Consider the following 17781-nt stretch of genomic DNA (forward strand, 5'->3'; position numbering starts at 1 on the left):
GGAAAGAGGTCGGCTCATCAGATGCTGGCCCCCAGACCCAGCCAACATCTTGAATCACAAACCGGCCCGCAGGGGAATCCCTACCGATTCAGCCTAGCCATGAATCGCTCTAGCGCCGACAGATCGACCGCGTTGTCGAGAGGATAGAGGCCACTTAAGCCGTGACGCGCGCAAAGCTCGGCCTTGCGCCGTCCGATCTCGATTGCATCCGGCAGGAACACGTCGGGACCTGCCAGATAGATCTTCATCGCGGAACCCGCAGGCAAGCCTGAGGTCAGGCGAGCTTGACGGTCTCGGTCTTGAAATCCTTGCCGAGGGTCTCGAACACCTTGGCGACGATGCTCTTGGCGTCGAGGCCTGCCTGCGCATACATCGCCGCCGGCGTGTCGTGATCGAGGAACACGTCGGGCAGCACCATCGAACGCATGCGCAGACCGCCGTCGAGCATGCCGTGCTCGGCGAGGAGCTGCATCACATGCGAGCCGAAACCGCCGATCGAGCCTTCCTCGATGGCGATCAGGATTTCGTGGTCGCGCGCGAGCTTCAGGATCATCTCTTCGTCAAGCGGCTTCATGAAGCGCGCATCTGCGATCGTGGCGGAGAGGCCATGCGCTGCCAGCTCGTCGGCGGCCTTCTCGCATTCGGCGAGGCGGGTGCCGAAGGAGAGCAGGGCGACCTTCTTGCCTTGGCGGATGATGCGGCCCTTGCCGATCTCAAGGGGGATGCCGACTTCGGGCATTTCGACGCCGCGGCCTTCGCCGCGCGGATAGCGCACCGCGCTCGGGCGGTCGTTGATCGCCACCTGCGTTGCGACCATGTGCACGAGCTCCGCTTCGTCAGAGGCCGCCATGATGACGAAGTTCGGCAGGCAGCCGAGATAGGCGTTGTCGAACGAGCCGGCATGGGTCGCACCGTCGGCGCCGACCAGGCCGGCGCGGTCGATCGCGAAGCGGACCGGCAGGCTCTGGATCGCGACGTCATGGACCACCTGGTCATAGCCGCGCTGCAGGAAGGTCGAGTAGATCGCGCAGAACGGCTTGTAGCCCTCGGCGGCAAGGCCGGCCGCGAAGGTCACGGCATGCTGCTCGGCGATGCCGACGTCAAACGTGCGGTTCGGGAACGCCTTGTTGAAGATGTCGATGCCGGTGCCGGACGGCATCGCGGCGGTGATGCCAACGATCTTGTCGTCCTTCTGGGCTTCCTTGACGAGGCTCTGACCGAACACGTTCTGGTAGGCCGGCGCATTTGGCTTGGCCTTGCTCTGGGTGCCGGTGGCGACGTCGAACTTGACCACGGCGTGATACTTGTCGGCGGAGGCTTCTGCCGGGCCGTAGCCCTTACCCTTCTGCGTCACGACGTGGACCAGGATCGGGCCCGTATCCATGTCGCGGACGTTCTTCAGGACCGGCAGCAGGTGGTCGAGGTTGTGGCCGTCGATCGGACCGACATAATAGAAGCCGAGTTCCTCGAACAGCGTGCCACCGTCCATCATGAAGCCGCGGGAATATTCTTCGACGCGGTTGGCGCGGTTGGCCAGCACCTTCGGCAGATGCTTGTTGATCTGCTTTGCCGCCTCGCGCAGCGAGCGGTAGGTCTTGCCCGAATAGAGCCGCGACAGATAGGCGCTCATCGCACCGACCGGCGGGGCGATCGACATGTCGTTGTCATTCAGGATCACGATCAGGCGCGAATTCATGGCGCCGGCATTGTTCATCGCCTCATAGGCCATGCCTGCCGACATCGCGCCGTCGCCGATCACGGCGATCACGTTGTTGGTGCCGCCGGAGAGATCGCGCGCCACCGCCATGCCGAGCCCGGCGGAGATCGAGGTCGAGGAATGGGCGGCGCCGAACGGATCGTAGTCGCTCTCGCTGCGCTTGGTGAATCCGGACAGGCCGCCGCCGGTGCGGAGCGTGCGGATGCGGTCGCGCCGGCCGGTCAGGATCTTGTGCGGATAGGCCTGGTGGCCCACGTCCCAGATCAGCCGGTCGCGCGGGGTGTCGAAGACATAGTGGATCGCGGTGGTCAGCTCGACCACGCCGAGGCCGGCGCCGAAGTGGCCGCCCGTCACGGAAACCGCGTCGATGGTTTCCTGCCGAAGCTCATCGGCGACCTGCCGTACCTGCTCCACCTTGAGCCGGCGCAGGTCGTCGGGCGTGCGGATTGTGTCGAGAAGCGGCGTCTTACTGTATGTGGTCACAGCGATATTCCAGTTCTTGAGGTCAGGGCCAGCGGCCCGACCGGAGATGGGGGCGCATCGATTGCGCCGTGAGAGTCCAGACGCCAGTTGCCGCCTTGGCAGGCCGGCGCCTGATTTGAAAGCCTAGATGCACTCCGGATCGAACCACGTGATATGCATCACGCTGGTAACTGCACCCGTCCCGGTCATTTTTTCAGCCCTTTAAGAGGTATCCGCTGCCGCCAAATCTGCGGCAAGCTGCCCCCAAACAGCCATAGAACGGCAAGCTTTACACCAAAGCCGACGGCAAAGCCAAGCCGCCCAGCGGCTGGGTTCCCGGAGGAGCCCAAGCGGGGGAATTGAAAAGTCTAGGGTTTTTAACCGTGCCGGCGGGCGGAAGGTTCCAGCGCAAGCAAATTCCCGCCAGGCGTTGCCTCCGCGCCGCACATCTCGATCTGGCGCCAAGCCTGCTCGCGAGCAGCCGGATTGCCGGTCGCAACCTCCAGGGCAGCCTCCGGAAACGCCATCCGCTCCTTCAGCGGCACCGGACCGCACACGATCATGAAAAAATCGTAAGGATGCGGGCGTTGATTGGCCATCACGAACTGAAAATGCACCCGGAAGAACTGCCAGCGGAAGGTATTATAATGCTCCGGCTTCACGATGTCGCGGAAGCGGACCGGCACAATGGTCGGATTGCGCCTGGTATCGCCGAGTTCGATGCCGTGGCTCGAGATCGGATCGAACTGGTAGAAGTTCATCACATCCTTGCGGGCCTGGCAGTCGATCCATTCGATCGAGGGTTCCAGCGCCAATTGCCGCAAATGGTCGCGAAAATCCTGCGATACCTTGTGAAAGCCGACAATCGGAAGATTGCCGCCAATGGTGAACAGCACCACGCGAGGGCCGTGGCGGCCCAATGACGGGTCGAGCCTCAGCGCCCGCGCCAGGATCTCGGTCCCTAAGAACGATCCCGAGCTGTGGCCGACCAGCACGATCTCGTCGGCATCGCTGCTGCGCGCGATGTTGACGAGGTGCCGTGCAAAACGGTCGATGCGCTCGTCCCACTCCGGACGCCGTCGATGCGAGAACTCCCAGGTCCAGATCGTGTCCGACAGGAGATAGAGCACGTAAGTGTTGTTCTCGGTGTATTTCAGCATGGTGCCGAGCACGGCCACGAAGATCGTGGTTGCCGCGGCAACACTGAAGAGATCGGGGACGCCGATCGCACTAAGCCCCTTTTCGAACACGAACGCGACTGCCGCAGCGCACAACGCTTCGAGCAGCAGCACGACGTGCGGATAGGTGATGAACGCCGTGAAACGCCAGTTCGCCCGCGTGAACCGGGCGATCGTGCCGGTGAAGACCAGCCCCCAGTAGATCCAGAGGGCATGAAACACGGTGCGCCAGATCGGCGCGGCGAGGTCGCGCTGGATGAAATCCTCGAACCGCAGGAAATCGTAGGACGTGCGGGTCTGCCAGTCGGCCGCCTTGGTCTCGATGGTCCAGGACGCGATCTCGTCGTCGTCGGCAACCTTCGGCCGGCTCATGGTGGCCGATAACTGGTAGAGACGGCTGAATTTCCGCAGTTCGGTCCTGAACATGCGGTAGTATTGCGCAAGGCCGCGCGGATCGTATCCCTGGATATAAATGATATGGCGGTGCCGAACGCGCACTTACTGTCCCCAGATGAGATCGGGACTATAGCAGCCAGCGCGATGCGCCAAGAGCTATTTCGGCCGACTCTGGGGAAGACCGGCAGATTCACCTGAACCTGCTGCACGATTGCGACGCCACGTCGCGGTTAGATCATGATCCGATCAGACGGCATCGATCCATTTCTCGGATCATGCTCTATTGCACGTCGAGCGGCTCGGTTCCCGTGGCCTGGCCGCTGGCGTCGGTCGTGATCTTGTCGACGCGCGCCTCGGCCTGCCGCAGCAGTTCCTCGCAGCGGCGCTTCAGCGCCTCGCCGCGTTCATAAATCGCGACCGATTCCTCAAGTGGCACCTTGCCGTCCTCAAGCCGTTTGACGATCGATTCAAGTTCCTCCATCGCGCGTTCGAAGGAGAGCTTCTTGACGTCGACCTTGTTGTCTTCGACTTGAGTGGTGTTTTCTGCCATTTACTCGCGTTCCCATTCGCGTTTTTCGGCTGCGCCGTTCCCAGTGCAGAATCAAAGCAATTCTCTGCGGAAGTAATGTGGCGCCGATTTACGCGCCCATCAATGCGGTGACATGCGCGGCCACCGACTCTTTCAATCCCTGCAGATCATAGCCGCCTTCGAGCACGGAAACCACCCGTCCGCCGGCGTGCCGATCGGCGAGATCCAGAAGCTTGTGCGTCACCCAGCCGAAGTCGTCGGCCCTCAGGTTGAGCGAGGCGAGCGGATCGCGGTAATGCGCATCGAAGCCGGCGGAGATGATGACGAGCTCGGGGCCGAATTTTTCCAATTGCGGCAGGATCAAATTGTCGAACGCCGAGCGGAATTGCGCACCGCCATCTTCGGGCGCGAGCGGTGCGTTGACGATGGTGTCGTGCTCGCCGCGCTCGCCGCGGCTGCCGGTGCCCGGAAACAGCGGCATCTGGTGCGTCGAGCAATACATCACGGTCGGATCGGCCCAGAAGATATCCTGGGTGCCGTTGCCATGATGAACATCGAAATCAACCACGGCGACGCGGCCGATGCCGAATTTGCGCTGGGCGTGGCGCGCGGCAATCGCGGCATTGTCGAAGAAGCAGAAGCCCATGGGACGGCTGGCTTCGGCATGGTGGCCGGGCGGCCGAACCGCGACGAAAGCATTCGGATACTCGCCCGACATCACCGCATCGGTAGCCGCAACGGCGCCGCCGACGCCGCGCATCACCGCTTCCCAGGTGCCCGGCGACATCGAGGTGTCGCCATCGATGTAAACCAGGCCGGAGGTCGGAGCGATGTGGCGGAGCTCGCCGACATAAAGCTCGCCATGGCAGAGCATGACGGAATCGAGGCCGCCTTCCGGCGCTTCACCGCGTGCGAGCGGTGCGAACTGCTCTTCACCGAGCACCTCGGCGACCGCACGCAGCCGGTCGGGGCGTTCGGGGTGGCCTGATGGTGTCAGGTGGTCGAGGCAGGCGGAATGCGTCAGAAGAAGGGTCATGCAGGTTTCCAGCGCATTCGCTGCGCGTTCTTGCGAGTAAGCCTCTATTTAGGCGCTTGGCGCCCACCGCGAAAGCCCTCTGTGGCTTTCGTAGCCCGGGTGGAGCGAAGCGCAACCCGGGAAACCCGTGCGATTTGCCGTGTGCTGATCGAAGATCCCGGGTTGCGCTTCGCTCCACCCGGGCTACGGGCCTGTGGGTCAGTTGATCCGCTGGATCCGGTTGCCGGGCGCGGGCCCAACCGGGCTGTTCGCCTGGAAGTAGGCCTGGAGCGCATCGACATCATAGGGGCCGGTCAGCGGCGCCTGACCTTCTTTCAGCACGGTGAAGCCGTCGCCGCCGAGCGATAGGAAATTGTTGACCGTCACCCGATAGGTCGCGGCGGGGTCGATCGGCACGCCGTTCAGCGTCATCTTCTCGGCGATGATGCGCTCGCCGTCACTCTTGTTCGCATCCCAGGCGTAAGCGAACCCCTTCGACACCTGCAGGATCCGCGGACGCTTCGGGTCAAGCCATTGTTGCTCGAGCGTGTCCTTGATCTGCTTGCCGGTGAGCGTCAGCGTGATGAGCTGGTTGCGGAACGGCTGGCTCGAGAACAGGTCCGCATAGGTGACGGCGCCGTCCTCTCTCCGCGCAATATCGGTGCGGACGCCGCCCGGATTGGTGAAGGCGATCACCGCGCCGCCTTTTTCCGGCGCCGTCGTCGCGGCGAGCTGGGCGTCAGCAATGATGTCACCGAGCGCGCTTTCGCCTGCCTGGTTCGGCACGCGCGACAGCGTTTCCGTGACCGAGCCTGCCGGACGGTTGGCGATCGGTGCGGCCAGCCGGTCGTAGGCCTCGATCAGCGCGCTCTGGCTCGCGTCCTTGGCCAGCGTCTGGCTGCGGACGATGGTGTTCTCGGCCTTGGCGCTGATCACGTCGCGGGTCTTGGGATCGAGCTTGAGGTCGATCGCGGTGACGAGCGTGCCGTATTTGTCGCCGGAAGTGACGAGCCGGCCGTCGATGTCGCAGACATAGGCCTGGTGGGTGTGGCCGGAGATCACGACGTCGACCGCGCGATCAAACCTCTTCACGATGTCGACGATCGGGCCGGAGATGGAGGGGCATTCGTTGTAGTCGCCGGTCGGCAGGCCGCCTTCATGGATCAGGACCACGATCGCCTCGACGCCGCGCGCCTTCAGTTCCGGAACGAGCGCATTCACCGTCTCGGCTTCATCGCGGAATTCGAGGCCGGCGGCGCTCGCCGGCGAGATGATGTTCGGCGTGCCCCTCAGCGTCAGCCCGATGAACGCGACCGGGATGCCCTCGAATTGCCTGATCTCGTAGGGCGGAAACACGGTCTTGCCGGAGGCCTTCTCGAAGGTGCTCGCGGCGAGATAGTGGAATTTGGCGCCGGGGAAGGGATGAGGACCGCGGCACTTCTCGGTCGGATGGCAGCCGCCGTTCTGCATTCGCCGCAGTTCGTCCATGCCCTCGTCGAATTCGTGGTTGCCGACGGAGGCGACCTCGAGCCCCATCATCGACAGCGACTCGATGGTCGGCTCGTCATGGAACATCGCCGACAAAAACGGGCTCGCGCCGATCAGGTCGCCGGCCGCGACGAAGATCGTGTTCTTGTGTCCCTCGCGGAGCTGCCGCACCAACGTCGCCATGTGCTCGGCGCCGCCGGCGGGCACGACCATCTTCTTCGCTTTGTCGTCGGGATCGCTGATCCGGATGCCGCCCGGCGGCGGCCGCAGATAGCCGTGGAAATCGTTGATCGCGAGGATGCGCAGATCGACGGGCGAGGCGGTTTGGGCCTGGCAAGGTGCGAGGGCAAATCCAGCCATCAGCGCCAGCGCTGCAAGGATGTGATGGGGTCTCATGGGGTGAATATGGAGAGGCGCGGCAACGATTTTGCGACGTTCCGGTTCAATTCTGCTTGCGCGCAAAGAATGCCTTGAAGGCAGAGACTGCTTCCTTGGAGCGCATCCGCTCGCTGAACAGATGAGCCTCCTGGTCGATGCGGCGGGTCATATCTTCCGGCGGGAGTTTGATCAGCTTGCGGGCGATTGCGACCGCGTCGGCCGGCAGCGCGCAGATCTCGCGCGCCACTTTCCGCGCTTCCGTTTCGGTATGGCCCGGAGCCACCACCGCGTTGACGAAGCCGGCGATTCGGGCGTCGTGGGCGTCCATGGTGCGGCCCATCACCAGCATCTCGAAGGCGCGCTGGTGCCCCATCGTGCGCGGCATCAACAGGCTCGAGGCGCCCTCGGGCACCAGCCCCAGATGGATGAACGGCGTCGAGAAGGTCGCCGTGCTGCTGGCGAGCACGTAGTCGCAGTGGAACAGCATGGTGGTGCCGATGCCGATCGCGACTCCGTCGACGGCGGCGATGATCGGCTTCACGTTGTGCGCCAGCGAGTAGAGGAACTTGACCGCGGCGGCGGTGCGCACCGCGTCGGGATTGGCAGTGGCCTGCCTCAGGAAATCCTCGACATCATGGCCCCCGGTGAACACGCCGGAGCCGCCGGTGATGATGAGGCAACGGATATTCGGATTGTTCTGCGCGGTGTCGATCGCATCGCTCATCGCGCGATACATCTCCTCGGTGATCGCGTTCTTCTTCTCGGGCCGACGCATCGTGATCACGCGCGTTGCGGCTTCGTCTGATACGATGAGGTGCCCGGTCATCAAGCGGTCCCTTGCGGAGGCGGCGCCATTGCCGCCGGCGAACACCTCGCTATCCTACATGATCTCCGCCCGGCTCCCAATGTCCCTCACGGCTTTCCCACGCCCTTGTCATTCCGGGGTGCGTCAGGATCACGCAGGCGCGGAATGTATCGGGCGGCCGGAGCCGACGATCACGATCGCCACACGGTATCCTCGGTCCAGCCAAGGCTCGCAAACTCGGCGGCCCTGAGGGGGGCTTCTCCGGCTGAAAAGAACTCGTCGAGCTGAGGTGGCTTGATCGCCGTTCCAGACAGCATCGCGTGCGCCTGGCTGCGATGGTGGATCTGGTGCTGGAAGAGATGCATGAGGAGGCGGTCACAGCGTTCGGTCTGTACGGACGTGCCGCGATTGACCCGCACGATCTCGTTGAGCAACTCGGGCGTCAGGCCGTCACAGATCGCAATCAAGCGCTTGTCGACGATCGCTTGAGCGCGCTTCAGCTCCGCAACGGTTCGACATGGCATCTCGTTTTCCCAGGCCCGCGGTCCGAGCCATCCGCCTTCGAGCGCGTCAACGTAGAACAGATCGATGACGTAGACGTGGTTCAAGGTCCGCTGCAGGCTGGGAAAGAAACCCGTCCGCTCGGCCGCAAAATCCTCCTGGCTGAGATTTTTGCAGGCCGTGAGCAGCCGATAATTGGCCCACGCGTTGTTGTAGGCGAAAGCGCGATAGGTCTGAACAAATCCGGCGGGCACGTTTGTTCCCTCACTTGATGGCATCGCTTGGAAGGACTCGTATGCGAGCGCGATTATACTGCGTTCGGCGTCCGCCCCACAGCAGGTCAATTGGAAGCGACGTCCGTGCTCACGCCCGTCATTCCGGGATGGGTGCGCAGCACCCAGGCCCGGAATCCATCGGGCCACAGGCACAGGCGGAGAAATGGATTCCGGGTTCACGCTTCGCGCGCCCCGGAATGACAGAAAAAATGCGGATGCGCCGCTTACCCCAGCAACACCGCGTCTGCGCCGTTGATGGCATCGGCGCTGTCGGTCACCGTCTTCTCGAGCGATGGTGCCTGGACGGTGACGTTCTCGGCGAAGAAGCGGGCCAGCGCGATATAGCGCTGCGGATCGCCGGCCTCGTCGCCGCTTTTCACGGCGAGCGCTTCGCCGGCCAGCATGCAGCCGCCGAGCGTCGCGCCGAACAGGCGCAGGTAAGGCGTGGCGCCGGCAAGCGCATCGTTCGGCGCCGAGGCGAGGCGCTCGAGCAGCCAGCGGCTGCTGCGATCGAGGGCGGCGAGCGCATCGCGCAATCTGGCGCCGGTGGTGCCGAACGCGGGGTCGTTGGAAGCTTCCACCTGCTTGACGATCGCGGAGAGCTCTTCGAGCAGCGCCCAGACCGAGGCGCCGCCATTGGCCGCGAGCTTGCGGGTGACGAGGTCGATCGACTGGATGCCGTTGGTGCCCTCATAGATCGCGGTGATGCGCGCGTCGCGATAGTGCTGGGCCGCGCCGGTCTCCTCGATGAAGCCCATGCCGCCATGCACCTGCACGCCGAGATAGGCGACCTCGTTGCCGACGTCGGTGGAGAAGGCTTTCGCGATCGGCGTCAGCAGCGCGCCGCGCGCGGCCGCATCGCTGCGCACCATCGGATCCTTCGCGCGCGTGGAAATGTCGAGTGCGACCGCAGTCGCATAGCAGATCGCGCGGGCGGCTGCCGTCATGGCGCGCATCTGCATCAGCATGCGCTTGACATCGGGATGCGCGATGATCGGATCCGAGCTCTCGCTCTTGCTGCCGACGGCGCGGCCCTGGCGGCGTTCCTGGGCATAGGCGAGCGCCTGCTGGTAGGCGCGGTCGGCAAGGCCGACGCCTTCGAGGCCGACCGCGAGCCGGGCCTGATTCATCATCGTGAACATGCATCGCATGCCCTGGTTCTCTTCGCCGATCAGATAGCCGATGGCGCCGCCATGGTCGCCCATGGTCATGGTACAGGTCGGGGAGGCGTGCATGCCGAGCTTGTGCTCGACGCCGGAGGGATAGATGTCGTTGCGTGCGCCGAGCGAGCCGTCGGGATTGACCAGGAATTTCGGGATCAGGAACAGCGAGATGCCCTTGGTGCCCGCGGGCGCATCGGGCAGGCGGGCGAGCACGAAATGAACGATATTGTCGGTCATGTCGTGATCGCCGTAGGTGATGAAGATCTTGGTGCCCTTGATGCGGTAGGTGCCGTCACCGGCGCGGTCGGCGCGGGTGCGCAGCGCGCCGACGTCGGAGCCCGCCTGCGGCTCGGTGAGCTGCATCGTGCCGGTCCACTCGCCGGAGACGAGCTTGGCAAGGTAGATTGTCTTCAGCTCTTCGCTGCCATGGGCGTCCAGCGCCTCGATCGCGGAGAGCGTGAGCAGCGGGCAGAGGCCGAACGCCGAATTCGACGCGCTCCAGATCTCGGTGCAGGCGGCATTGATCACGAGCGGCAAGCCTTGGCCGCCGAAGGCTTCCGGGCCCGACACCGCGTTCCAGCCCGCGGCCGCCCAGCGCTGATAGGCGTCGGGCCAGCCCGGCGCGGTCGTCACCTTGCCGTCCGCGAGTTTGACGCCGTTCTGGTCGCCAATGCGGTTGAGCGGCGCCAGCACGTCGCTTGCGAACTTGCCGGCTTCCTCCAGCACCGGCTGGGCGATGTCGCCGTCGAAATCGCCGTAATGGCCGGCGGCGAGGGCGGCCTTCAGTCCGGCACCATGGTTAAGGGCGAGCAGGATGTCGTCGATCGGCGCGCGGTAGGTCATGGCGTTACTCCCCGAGGGAACATTGGCGTCGTCTTCCCACGAAACCATGCTTCCCTCAACCGTCCGGATAACCGAATTGAGGGGGAGAAACGGTTGAAATGGTCCGACTCCCTCTGTAGACCGGCGTTGCCAGACCGAGGGGGCTGCGGCTATGTTCCGCGCCTTCCGGACCTGACATTGGGGCGTAGCCAAGCGGTAAGGCAGCGGATTTTGATTCCGCCATTCGGAGGTTCGATCCCTCCCGCCCCAGCCACAGACAACGCGCTGATTTTGTTATGAAAACGGCCTTGTTTAACGCAGAATTTTCCGCGCATTTGGAAATTCCGTTTGCCTCCCATTTGGAAATTCTGTGCTGGTTTCGTTTTTGGTCGAAGGCCGTATGTACCGAAGACTTAAGCTCGGGCGTAGTGGTGATGAAGTCCGCCCAGGATGGCGCGTGAACTGATCGCACCGGTTCGGTGAACCGGGCGAGAAATCGGCGCGTCCTTGTTCAAGGATCGATGCGTTCTGACGTTATTGTAATAGTCGGCGTAGGATTGCAGGACCCGACGCAGATGCGCCTCGCCCAAAACAATGACGTGGTCCAAACACTCACGCCGGATCGATCCGATCAGCCATTCGGCAAAGCCATTCTGCCAAGGCGAGGCTGGTGCGGTAGGCTTGTCCCGGATGCCCATGGCTCGCAATCGGCGCGTGACGACGCTGCCATAGATCCGGTCGCGATCACGGATGAGGTAGTGCGGAGCCTTATCCCAAGGAAATGCCTCCGTGATTTGACATGCAACCCATTCCGCCCTCGGATTTGCTGTGACGTTGATCCAGACCAGGTCTCTGCGGTCGAGCCGGACGATCACAAAAGCATAGAGCAGGTCGAAACCGATGGTCGGAACAGCGAACAAATCCATGGCGGCAATGTCCGGCGCGTGATTACGCGAGAAGGTGCGCCATCCTTGGCTGGGTGGCCCGCGTCGCTTCACCATGTACTTGGCGACGCTGGACTGCGCGACCTCGAACCCGAGCTTGAGCAGTTCGCCGTGGATGCGTGGCGCGCCCCAAAGCGGATTTTCGACGCTGATCCGCCGGATCAACGCGCGCAGCCTCGTGTCGATCGGCGGCCGCCCCTCCGATCGGGCGCGACTTCCAACGCCAATAGCCGGAAGCCGGCCCGGTGCCCCGCACGACCGTCTCGGGCCGGATGATCGTGAGGACCTGCAAGATCGATGGATACCAGCGATACAGCTGAATGAAGAACCAGCGATCATCGTTGGTGAGCCGGACACGACCCCGCATCCTACGCCTCAAGACAATCAACTGATGTCTGAGCGCCGCATTCTCTGCTTCAAGTCGGCTCTTCGACTTGAGGGGCGAAGCCAAGACGGCCAGCACGAAACAGAGCGGCCCGATCATTCCGCCAGCTCAGGCGATTCCATTACGTCATCAACCCGGATAAAGTTTTCGGTATACACAGGGCTAGAAATATAGCGTCCCGGCGGCGTTCATCTCACTGGTGCCCTGAAATCCCAGTACCGTCATCCTAACAAGGCGCTATTGGGGTTTGTGTATGAAATGGCACACACTCGATGGCCAAAAGGAAGCAGCCCGGCCCAGGGGACAAATCCGGACCGAGCTGCCTGGGGCGCTACGCACGTGGATCCTGCGTGCGACCATTCAACGTTTCCACAAATGGACTGTTCCGCGTGGCCTCGCTTGCCGTGCCGACGGGCAAGAAGAACTTCGTTCTCGGACGAAGAGACTACGGGGCCCAGAGCCGGAGAAAACCAGCTCGCCCCGGGCATGGACCGAGCTGTCAGGGGGCAGGGTGCAGGCGGCTTTTTCTTGCCTTGAACCGTCGGGCCGCACTAAATTACCGCCATTGGTTCAAAAATGGAGTGCCGGCGTGGCAACGGGTATTGTGAAGTGGTTCAATGCAACCAAAGGTTATGGATTTATTCAACCTGACAAGGGCGGCAAGGATGTCTTCGTCCACATCTCGGCCGTTGAAAAAGCGGGGCTGAGCGGCCTCAATGAGGGGACCAAGGTCAGCTACGAAGAGATGACCAACAGGGGCAAGACGTCCGCTGAAAATCTAAGGGTCGGATGAATTCAAAACCGCCAGTTCACGCTGGCGGGCTCCTTTCAGAGTGTGTTGGCGAACCTCAGCCGGCGCTAGTTGCAGGGCGTATTTATCCACGCGCCATCGTATCGCCTGTATCCACACCCAGGCGGACCGGGAAGCCGCCCAGAAGGGCATTAGGGCGCGGTCCGCGCGGAGGCGGAAGCTTGGTCGTTGCGCATGGAAGGCTACGGCGGGACCAGCCATCCCTGACGCCCGTCGGCTCCTAGCTGTTGGCTTGCGCTCGGCTGCGCCAGCTCTCATGACCCAGCAACGAGATTCACGATTAAGGCGATCGTCAGCAATGCTGCCAACGCAATTAGACCGCCCGAGATAGGAAGGTCGTCCGCGGAGTTCATCGGGTTTCTTGTCCTTGTGGAGCTCGGGGCGGAGGTGGCGGTAGAACCCGCTCGGTGAAGTGCGTGGGTTACCTCGATTTGGCATGTTTGTTAATTAGATGTGGCCCGGATCGCATTTCCGAATGCGAGGTTGAGCTTCCCAGAGGCCGCGCCGGTTCTTCCATCCGCATGTATTCGCTGCGTTCGGATATCAAAATCGCGCCCGAGGCGACTCCAGGGCTTGTGGATTGACGTGGAAAGGCGCGGCGAGAGTGTCGCCACCCTCTCCGAAATTCATACGGACGGCACCCCCGCCGTTATGGCGAACGTATCAATGCACCCGGAATGATGGTCGTGCCGACCACTCTCGCGAGGCGCACATTGCTCCATGCCAGAACGTTGAGCACTCCAGTTCTGACAGCCGCTATACGGAAGCCGGGGGCTCCACCCGGAGTAGCGAAATAGCAATTAGTGAACGCGACATTGGTTGTCGTGCCGGGACTTGCGAAGATGAAAACAGTGCGATCGCCGTTCCAGAAAATGCAGTTGTCGTAAGTTACAGTTCCCGAGAAATTATCAGCCCACTGCATACAATCTGAACTGACAAAGCCAGGTTGAGGCTCATTATCATTGTAGCACTTGAAGCTACAATTGGTGAAGCTGACGGTCGCGTTGTCTCCCAGGTACTGGTACGCTTGGAACGCGTCAGAGTGATCGCCGACCTTGGCGACACAATTAAAGAAGCACTGGTCCATATTCGTGATACCGCCGCCGTTCTGGCGGGGACCTTCACGCCAATCGATTCGGCACTGGACAAAGTTGCTTACAAGGGAGCCGCTCGATTGGATCGCAAAGCACGCATCACCATTCGTGTAATTGGGACTGTCGATCCAATCTTTGTTGGCTTGCGTACCAGACGAGAATGGACCGCCGGGTCCTGGAACATTGCCGGCGAACCTCGCGTCGCTGAGTGACATCGGGATCGTGATTTCAGACGGTGGCGGCGCGGCCGCCGCTGATGGACGAATAACGCAGGGACCCGCAATAATCAGTCCCGAGGCTCTCTTTATAAATTTCCTGCGATCCATGTTTGGCCTTGCTTCCGGCTTGTACGTCATGACGCAGCACGCCCAATCGCCATTTGCGCCCCGCAATCGTACTTCCTCCGACCGAGAGATGGTAGCCGAGCCGCTCGAAGAGTGATTAGCCGTCGCATGGGCGCCGGCATACGCGCTCAGCGGCCTCGGGAGGCCGCTCAGAGGGCCGTCTCGGGGTGGGCGGACGTGCGGAGGGCCGATGCCTCGTCCGTGCCTATCGAGGGCTACGGCGGTCCCGCCGAGTCGTCCCCGACCATCGGCCGGTGCATCAACGGCGGGCTCGGCTGGCTGGAGGTCGAGTGCAAGACCAGGGCAGCCCTACCGCTGGACGCCATCCGGCGGCCGCGGGACACGCCGCTTTGGAAGCTCGCGGCCTCGCTCAAGTGCCTGTCCTGCCGGAAGGGCCGCTATCGTTTGAGCGCGTGTCGTGGGATGGACACAGACCTGTGCGCGCAAAACACATCATTCCGAACGCAGGAAACTCTCCAATATCGTCAAGGGGCGAACGGAGAGGGAAAGTTCAGAAATCTCTTTGATAATATTGAGATATTCAGCGGATTTTAATTCCGCCATTCGGAGGTTCGATCCCTCCCGCCCCAGCCAGGTCAAAAAACATCAGTAAAATAAATGGCTTACCGGTTCGAAATATCCGAAGATCGATCGCGTTGACGAAGTCGAACCTCAGAAACTCGAAAAGCGCTCGCCCTCGCTGTTTAAGTTGGCTGAAACCTCAATCATTGCATACCCCTTCAGTGCGCGGTTTCACGTCGGGCCATTGCTCGATGTAGCGCGCGATCTCGCTTCTCATCACCACCACCGAGTGGCCGTGTTTTCCTTGCTCTGAGATCGCCGCGTGCGATCACGCGGTCGAGTTTCGCAAGCGAAAGGATGCGATCGGCTAATCAAATTAGAAGCAGGGCCTTCTCGTTCGTGGCACCACCAGTTTTGATTCCTCAGCCGATAGGAAACTGAACTCAAAAAAGGGGCGGTCGTCCGACCGGTGTCGCGCGAGGGACGCGCGGAAATTGCCTTGGCGGTAGAGCGCTTCATCCCTAAAATCTTGCCACCGCCGCCAGGTGGTTCGGTAATTGAGCTCAGTCACTGCGGAGTAGAAGCTATGTCCAAGCCGGAAAGCTTCCCAATCGACAAGATTTACATTCCCGTGAAGAGGAAGAAAGCACTCAAGCCTGAGCTCGTTCAAGAAATCGCGGAAAGTATTTTAGAAATCGGACAACAAGTCCCCATTCTCGTTCGGCCCGACGAAGGCCGGTTCGTTCTGGTCGAGGGACTGCATCGGTTCGAAGCCTGCAAGGCTCTTGGCGAAGGAACTGTCATCGCGGTCCTGGTCTCGGCTGAGATCGTGCACCAAAAGACGCTTTTGTCGGACAGCGCCGAAGCAGAAGCAGAGCGCGACAAGATGGCGCGATTGAAAAAACTGCGCCTCGAAAAGGAGGCTGCCGCGCGATTAGCCGCTGCTTCGGAGGCCGCCATAGAGACGCAGTCTGCAGAGCTTTTGCGAAAACCTTCGGAGAAGGGTATCCGGAACGTTCCCAAGGCATCACGAAGCCAATTGGATCGCAAGACTTCAGGATCGACACCAAGAACATTGTCGGAATGGCTCACGCAACAAAAGCGCAATGGCGGTCGTTATTGATCGCCCGCTCGGCCGCGACCCGCCGGCCTCGAGCGGGCTTGGGCTAATGGCCATCTACGCAATCGTCTTGAGGTAAAGGCTCGGGTCGAAATATTTATTGGCCGGGGTGAAATCCTTGATGCCGGCGTTCGCCATGAAGAAATCGGTGGATTGCTGCAGCCAGTTCGTAGTCGTATTGTCGGAGTATCGGTACAGCCGATCTCGAAGCATCCAAGCTTCTTGAAATTCCGCTTGGTTCTCCGGTCGCGGAGGCGCGGCGGGTCTTCAACACCGCTAGCGATCGCGTCATCTACCTCGGCGAAGTGACCTATCGCGGCGACTTCATTCGCATCGATATGGATCGATCGAGCAAACGCAAAGCCAAGCGTCGCGTCGGCAGGCTTAGGCGATGACTTTGCCAGGATTCATGAGATTGTAGGGATCGAAGGCTTGCTTCAGGAGCCTCAGCGCGTTCAGCTCTGCTGGTGATTTGTAGCGCAGCATCTCCGATCGACGGAGTTGGCCCACGCCGTGTTCTGCGCTGATCGAACCGCCGAGATCGGCGACGATGTCGTGCACAATCCGGTTGATTTCGCTCCGACGTTCATTGAACTGACTGGAGCTAATGCCCTCCGGCGGCATCGGATTATAATGAATATTGCCGTCGCCGAGATGGCCGAACGCAAAGGGACGGATGCCCGGGATTGCGTCCGCCAGCGCAGCGTCGGCACGCGCGATGAACTCAGGCACCTGCGACACCGGGACCGAGACGTCGTGCTTGATCCCGGCGCCACCCGCTTTCTGTGCTTCGGCCTGGCCTTCGCGAAGGGCCCAGAGACGGCGGCGCTGCGCCTCCGAATCCGCAAGCACGCCGTCGGTCACCAGACCTTTTTCCAGCGCTTCGGACAGCAATTGCTCGATCGGATCACGCAGCGAACCCGGCTCGCCCTGGCCGGCAGCCTCGATGAGCACATACCATGGATGCTCCTCGGCAAATGGTGAAGTCTGTCCCTGCAATGCCACCAAAACCCACTTCATGCATTCGCGCCGCATCAGCTCAAACGCGCTCAGGCTCTCGCCGACGTGGCTGCGGGCGAGGTGGAGGAGATCAAGTGCCGCCGCCGGCGTCGGGACAGCAATGAAAGCCGTGACGATGTCTCGCGGTCTCGAAAACAGCCGCAGTGTGGCGGCCGTGATGATGCCGAGCGTGCCCTCGGCTCCGATAAAGAGTTGTTTGAGATCGTAGCCGGCCGAGTCCTTGCGCAAGCCACGCAGCCCGCTCCACATGCTGCCGTCGGGAAGTACGACTTCGAGCCCGAGCGTCAGAGCGCGCATGTTGCCGTAGCGCAGGACCTGCGTTCCTCCCGCGTTGGTCGAAAGGTTGCCGCCGATCTGGCAGGATCCTTCGGAGGCGAGGCTGAGAGGAAACAGCCGGTCGACATCGGCTGCGTGCGCCTGCACCTCTGCGAGCGTCATCCCAGCCTCGACCGTCATGGTGTCGTTCTGCGCGTCGACCGCGCGCAGGGCGCGCATCCGCTCCAGCGAAATGATCACGCTGCGGGGATCGATTGGCTGAGCACCGCCCGCCAGGCCGGTGTTGCCCCCCTGAGGTACCATCGAAATGCCTGCCTTTCGGCATGCGGTCACGACGGCAGAAACTTGGGCGGTGGAGGAGGGGCGCGCGATATATTGCGCGGGTCCCCGGAACGCGCCGTCGAAAGAAACACAATAGCGCTCGAATTCAGCATTCGGCTCGGCCAGGCCTTGGGGCCCAAGAATTGCGCGCAGTCGGTCGCCAAGGTCGTTCGTCAGCATGTCTCCCGTCGCGATGATGTGCACAACGCCGTCTC

The 17781-nt window shown here is 62.0% G+C and carries 14 protein-coding genes, 2 tRNA genes and 1 pseudogene; 4 read left to right on the forward strand and 13 right to left on the reverse strand.

The annotated features are described in order from the left end of the window. Window positions 1-113: 113 nt before the first annotated feature. The 9 genes and pseudogenes from ACZXDY_RS30265 to ACZXDY_RS30305 all read right to left on the reverse strand — a co-directional run. Window positions 114-248, reverse strand: a pseudogene (locus tag ACZXDY_RS30265) (nucleoside 2-deoxyribosyltransferase); the annotation flags it as partial. Between the two features lie 26 nt (window positions 249-274). Beyond that, entirely contained in the window at window positions 275-2200 is a 1926-nt protein-coding gene (gene dxs / locus ACZXDY_RS30270; protein WP_028168304.1) for a 1-deoxy-D-xylulose-5-phosphate synthase, read from the reverse strand. A gap of 356 nt (window positions 2201-2556) precedes the next feature. Further along, window positions 2557-3855 carry a hypothetical protein gene (locus ACZXDY_RS30275; protein WP_464348028.1) on the reverse strand — a complete coding sequence of 433 codons (1299 nt, stop codon included), beginning with the start codon at window positions 3853-3855 and terminating at the stop codon, window positions 2557-2559. A gap of 178 nt (window positions 3856-4033) precedes the next feature. Further along, a complete protein-coding gene (locus tag ACZXDY_RS30280) occupies window positions 4034-4303 on the reverse strand; it encodes an exodeoxyribonuclease VII small subunit (protein WP_464348029.1) in 270 nt (89 codons plus the stop codon). Window positions 4304-4391: 88 nt separating this feature from the next. Further along, on the reverse strand, window positions 4392-5318 hold the full coding sequence (locus ACZXDY_RS30285; RefSeq protein ID WP_464348030.1) for a histone deacetylase family protein: 927 nt from the start codon (window positions 5316-5318) through the stop codon (window positions 4392-4394). Between the two features lie 198 nt (window positions 5319-5516). Then, a complete protein-coding gene (locus ACZXDY_RS30290; protein ID WP_464348031.1) occupies window positions 5517-7181 on the reverse strand; it encodes a bifunctional metallophosphatase/5'-nucleotidase in 1665 nt (554 codons plus the stop codon). A 46-nt stretch (window positions 7182-7227) separates the two neighbouring features. Continuing rightward, entirely contained in the window at window positions 7228-7989 is a 762-nt protein-coding gene (locus tag ACZXDY_RS30295; RefSeq protein WP_464348032.1) for an enoyl-CoA hydratase-related protein, read from the reverse strand. Between the two features lie 170 nt (window positions 7990-8159). After that, window positions 8160-8723 (reverse strand): DinB family protein, encoded by a 564-nt coding sequence (locus tag ACZXDY_RS30300; protein ID WP_464348057.1) that lies wholly within the window; start codon window positions 8721-8723, stop codon window positions 8160-8162. A 245-nt stretch (window positions 8724-8968) separates the two neighbouring features. Continuing rightward, window positions 8969-10750: an acyl-CoA dehydrogenase gene (locus ACZXDY_RS30305; RefSeq protein ID WP_464348033.1), complete on the reverse strand. Its 1782-nt coding sequence runs from the start codon at window positions 10748-10750 to the stop codon at window positions 8969-8971. A 178-nt stretch (window positions 10751-10928) separates the two neighbouring features. On the opposite strand from ACZXDY_RS30305, the gene ACZXDY_RS30310 reads away from it, so the two are divergent. Beyond that, window positions 10929-11003 (forward strand) — tRNA-Gln (locus tag ACZXDY_RS30310). Between the two features lie 139 nt (window positions 11004-11142). Here ACZXDY_RS30310 and ACZXDY_RS30315 read toward each other — a convergent pair. Continuing rightward, entirely contained in the window at window positions 11143-11838 is a 696-nt protein-coding gene (locus tag ACZXDY_RS30315) for an integrase core domain-containing protein (RefSeq protein ID WP_464348034.1), read from the reverse strand. Between the two features lie 809 nt (window positions 11839-12647). Here ACZXDY_RS30315 and ACZXDY_RS30320 point away from each other — a divergent pair. Next, window positions 12648-12851 (forward strand): cold-shock protein, encoded by a 204-nt coding sequence (locus tag ACZXDY_RS30320; RefSeq protein ID WP_028165752.1) that lies wholly within the window; start codon window positions 12648-12650, stop codon window positions 12849-12851. Between the two features lie 667 nt (window positions 12852-13518). On the opposite strand, the gene ACZXDY_RS30325 is transcribed toward ACZXDY_RS30320, so the two are convergent. After that, window positions 13519-14319, reverse strand: a complete 801-nt coding sequence (locus ACZXDY_RS30325; RefSeq protein WP_464348035.1) for a hypothetical protein — start codon at window positions 14317-14319, stop codon at window positions 13519-13521. 476 nt (window positions 14320-14795) lie between these two features. Here ACZXDY_RS30325 and ACZXDY_RS30330 point away from each other — a divergent pair. Together ACZXDY_RS30330 and ACZXDY_RS30335 are read left to right on the forward strand one after the other, a co-directional pair. Continuing rightward, window positions 14796-14901 (forward strand) — tRNA-OTHER (locus ACZXDY_RS30330). Window positions 14902-15415: 514 nt separating this feature from the next. After that, window positions 15416-15952 carry a ParB N-terminal domain-containing protein gene (locus ACZXDY_RS30335; protein ID WP_464348036.1) on the forward strand — a complete coding sequence of 179 codons (537 nt, stop codon included), beginning with the start codon at window positions 15416-15418 and terminating at the stop codon, window positions 15950-15952. Window positions 15953-16006: 54 nt separating this feature from the next. Here the strand turns inward: ACZXDY_RS30335 and ACZXDY_RS30340 are convergent, their stop codons facing one another. Continuing rightward, entirely contained in the window at window positions 16007-16162 is a 156-nt protein-coding gene (locus ACZXDY_RS30340) for a hypothetical protein (RefSeq protein ID WP_245287395.1), read from the reverse strand. 171 nt (window positions 16163-16333) lie between these two features. Then, complete coding sequence (locus ACZXDY_RS30345; RefSeq protein WP_464348058.1) at window positions 16334-17746, reverse strand: FAD-binding oxidoreductase; 1413 nt, start codon at window positions 17744-17746, stop codon at window positions 16334-16336. Between the last annotated feature and the right edge of the window lie 35 nt (window positions 17747-17781).

Source organism: Bradyrhizobium sp. LeoB3 (assembly GCF_055456055.1).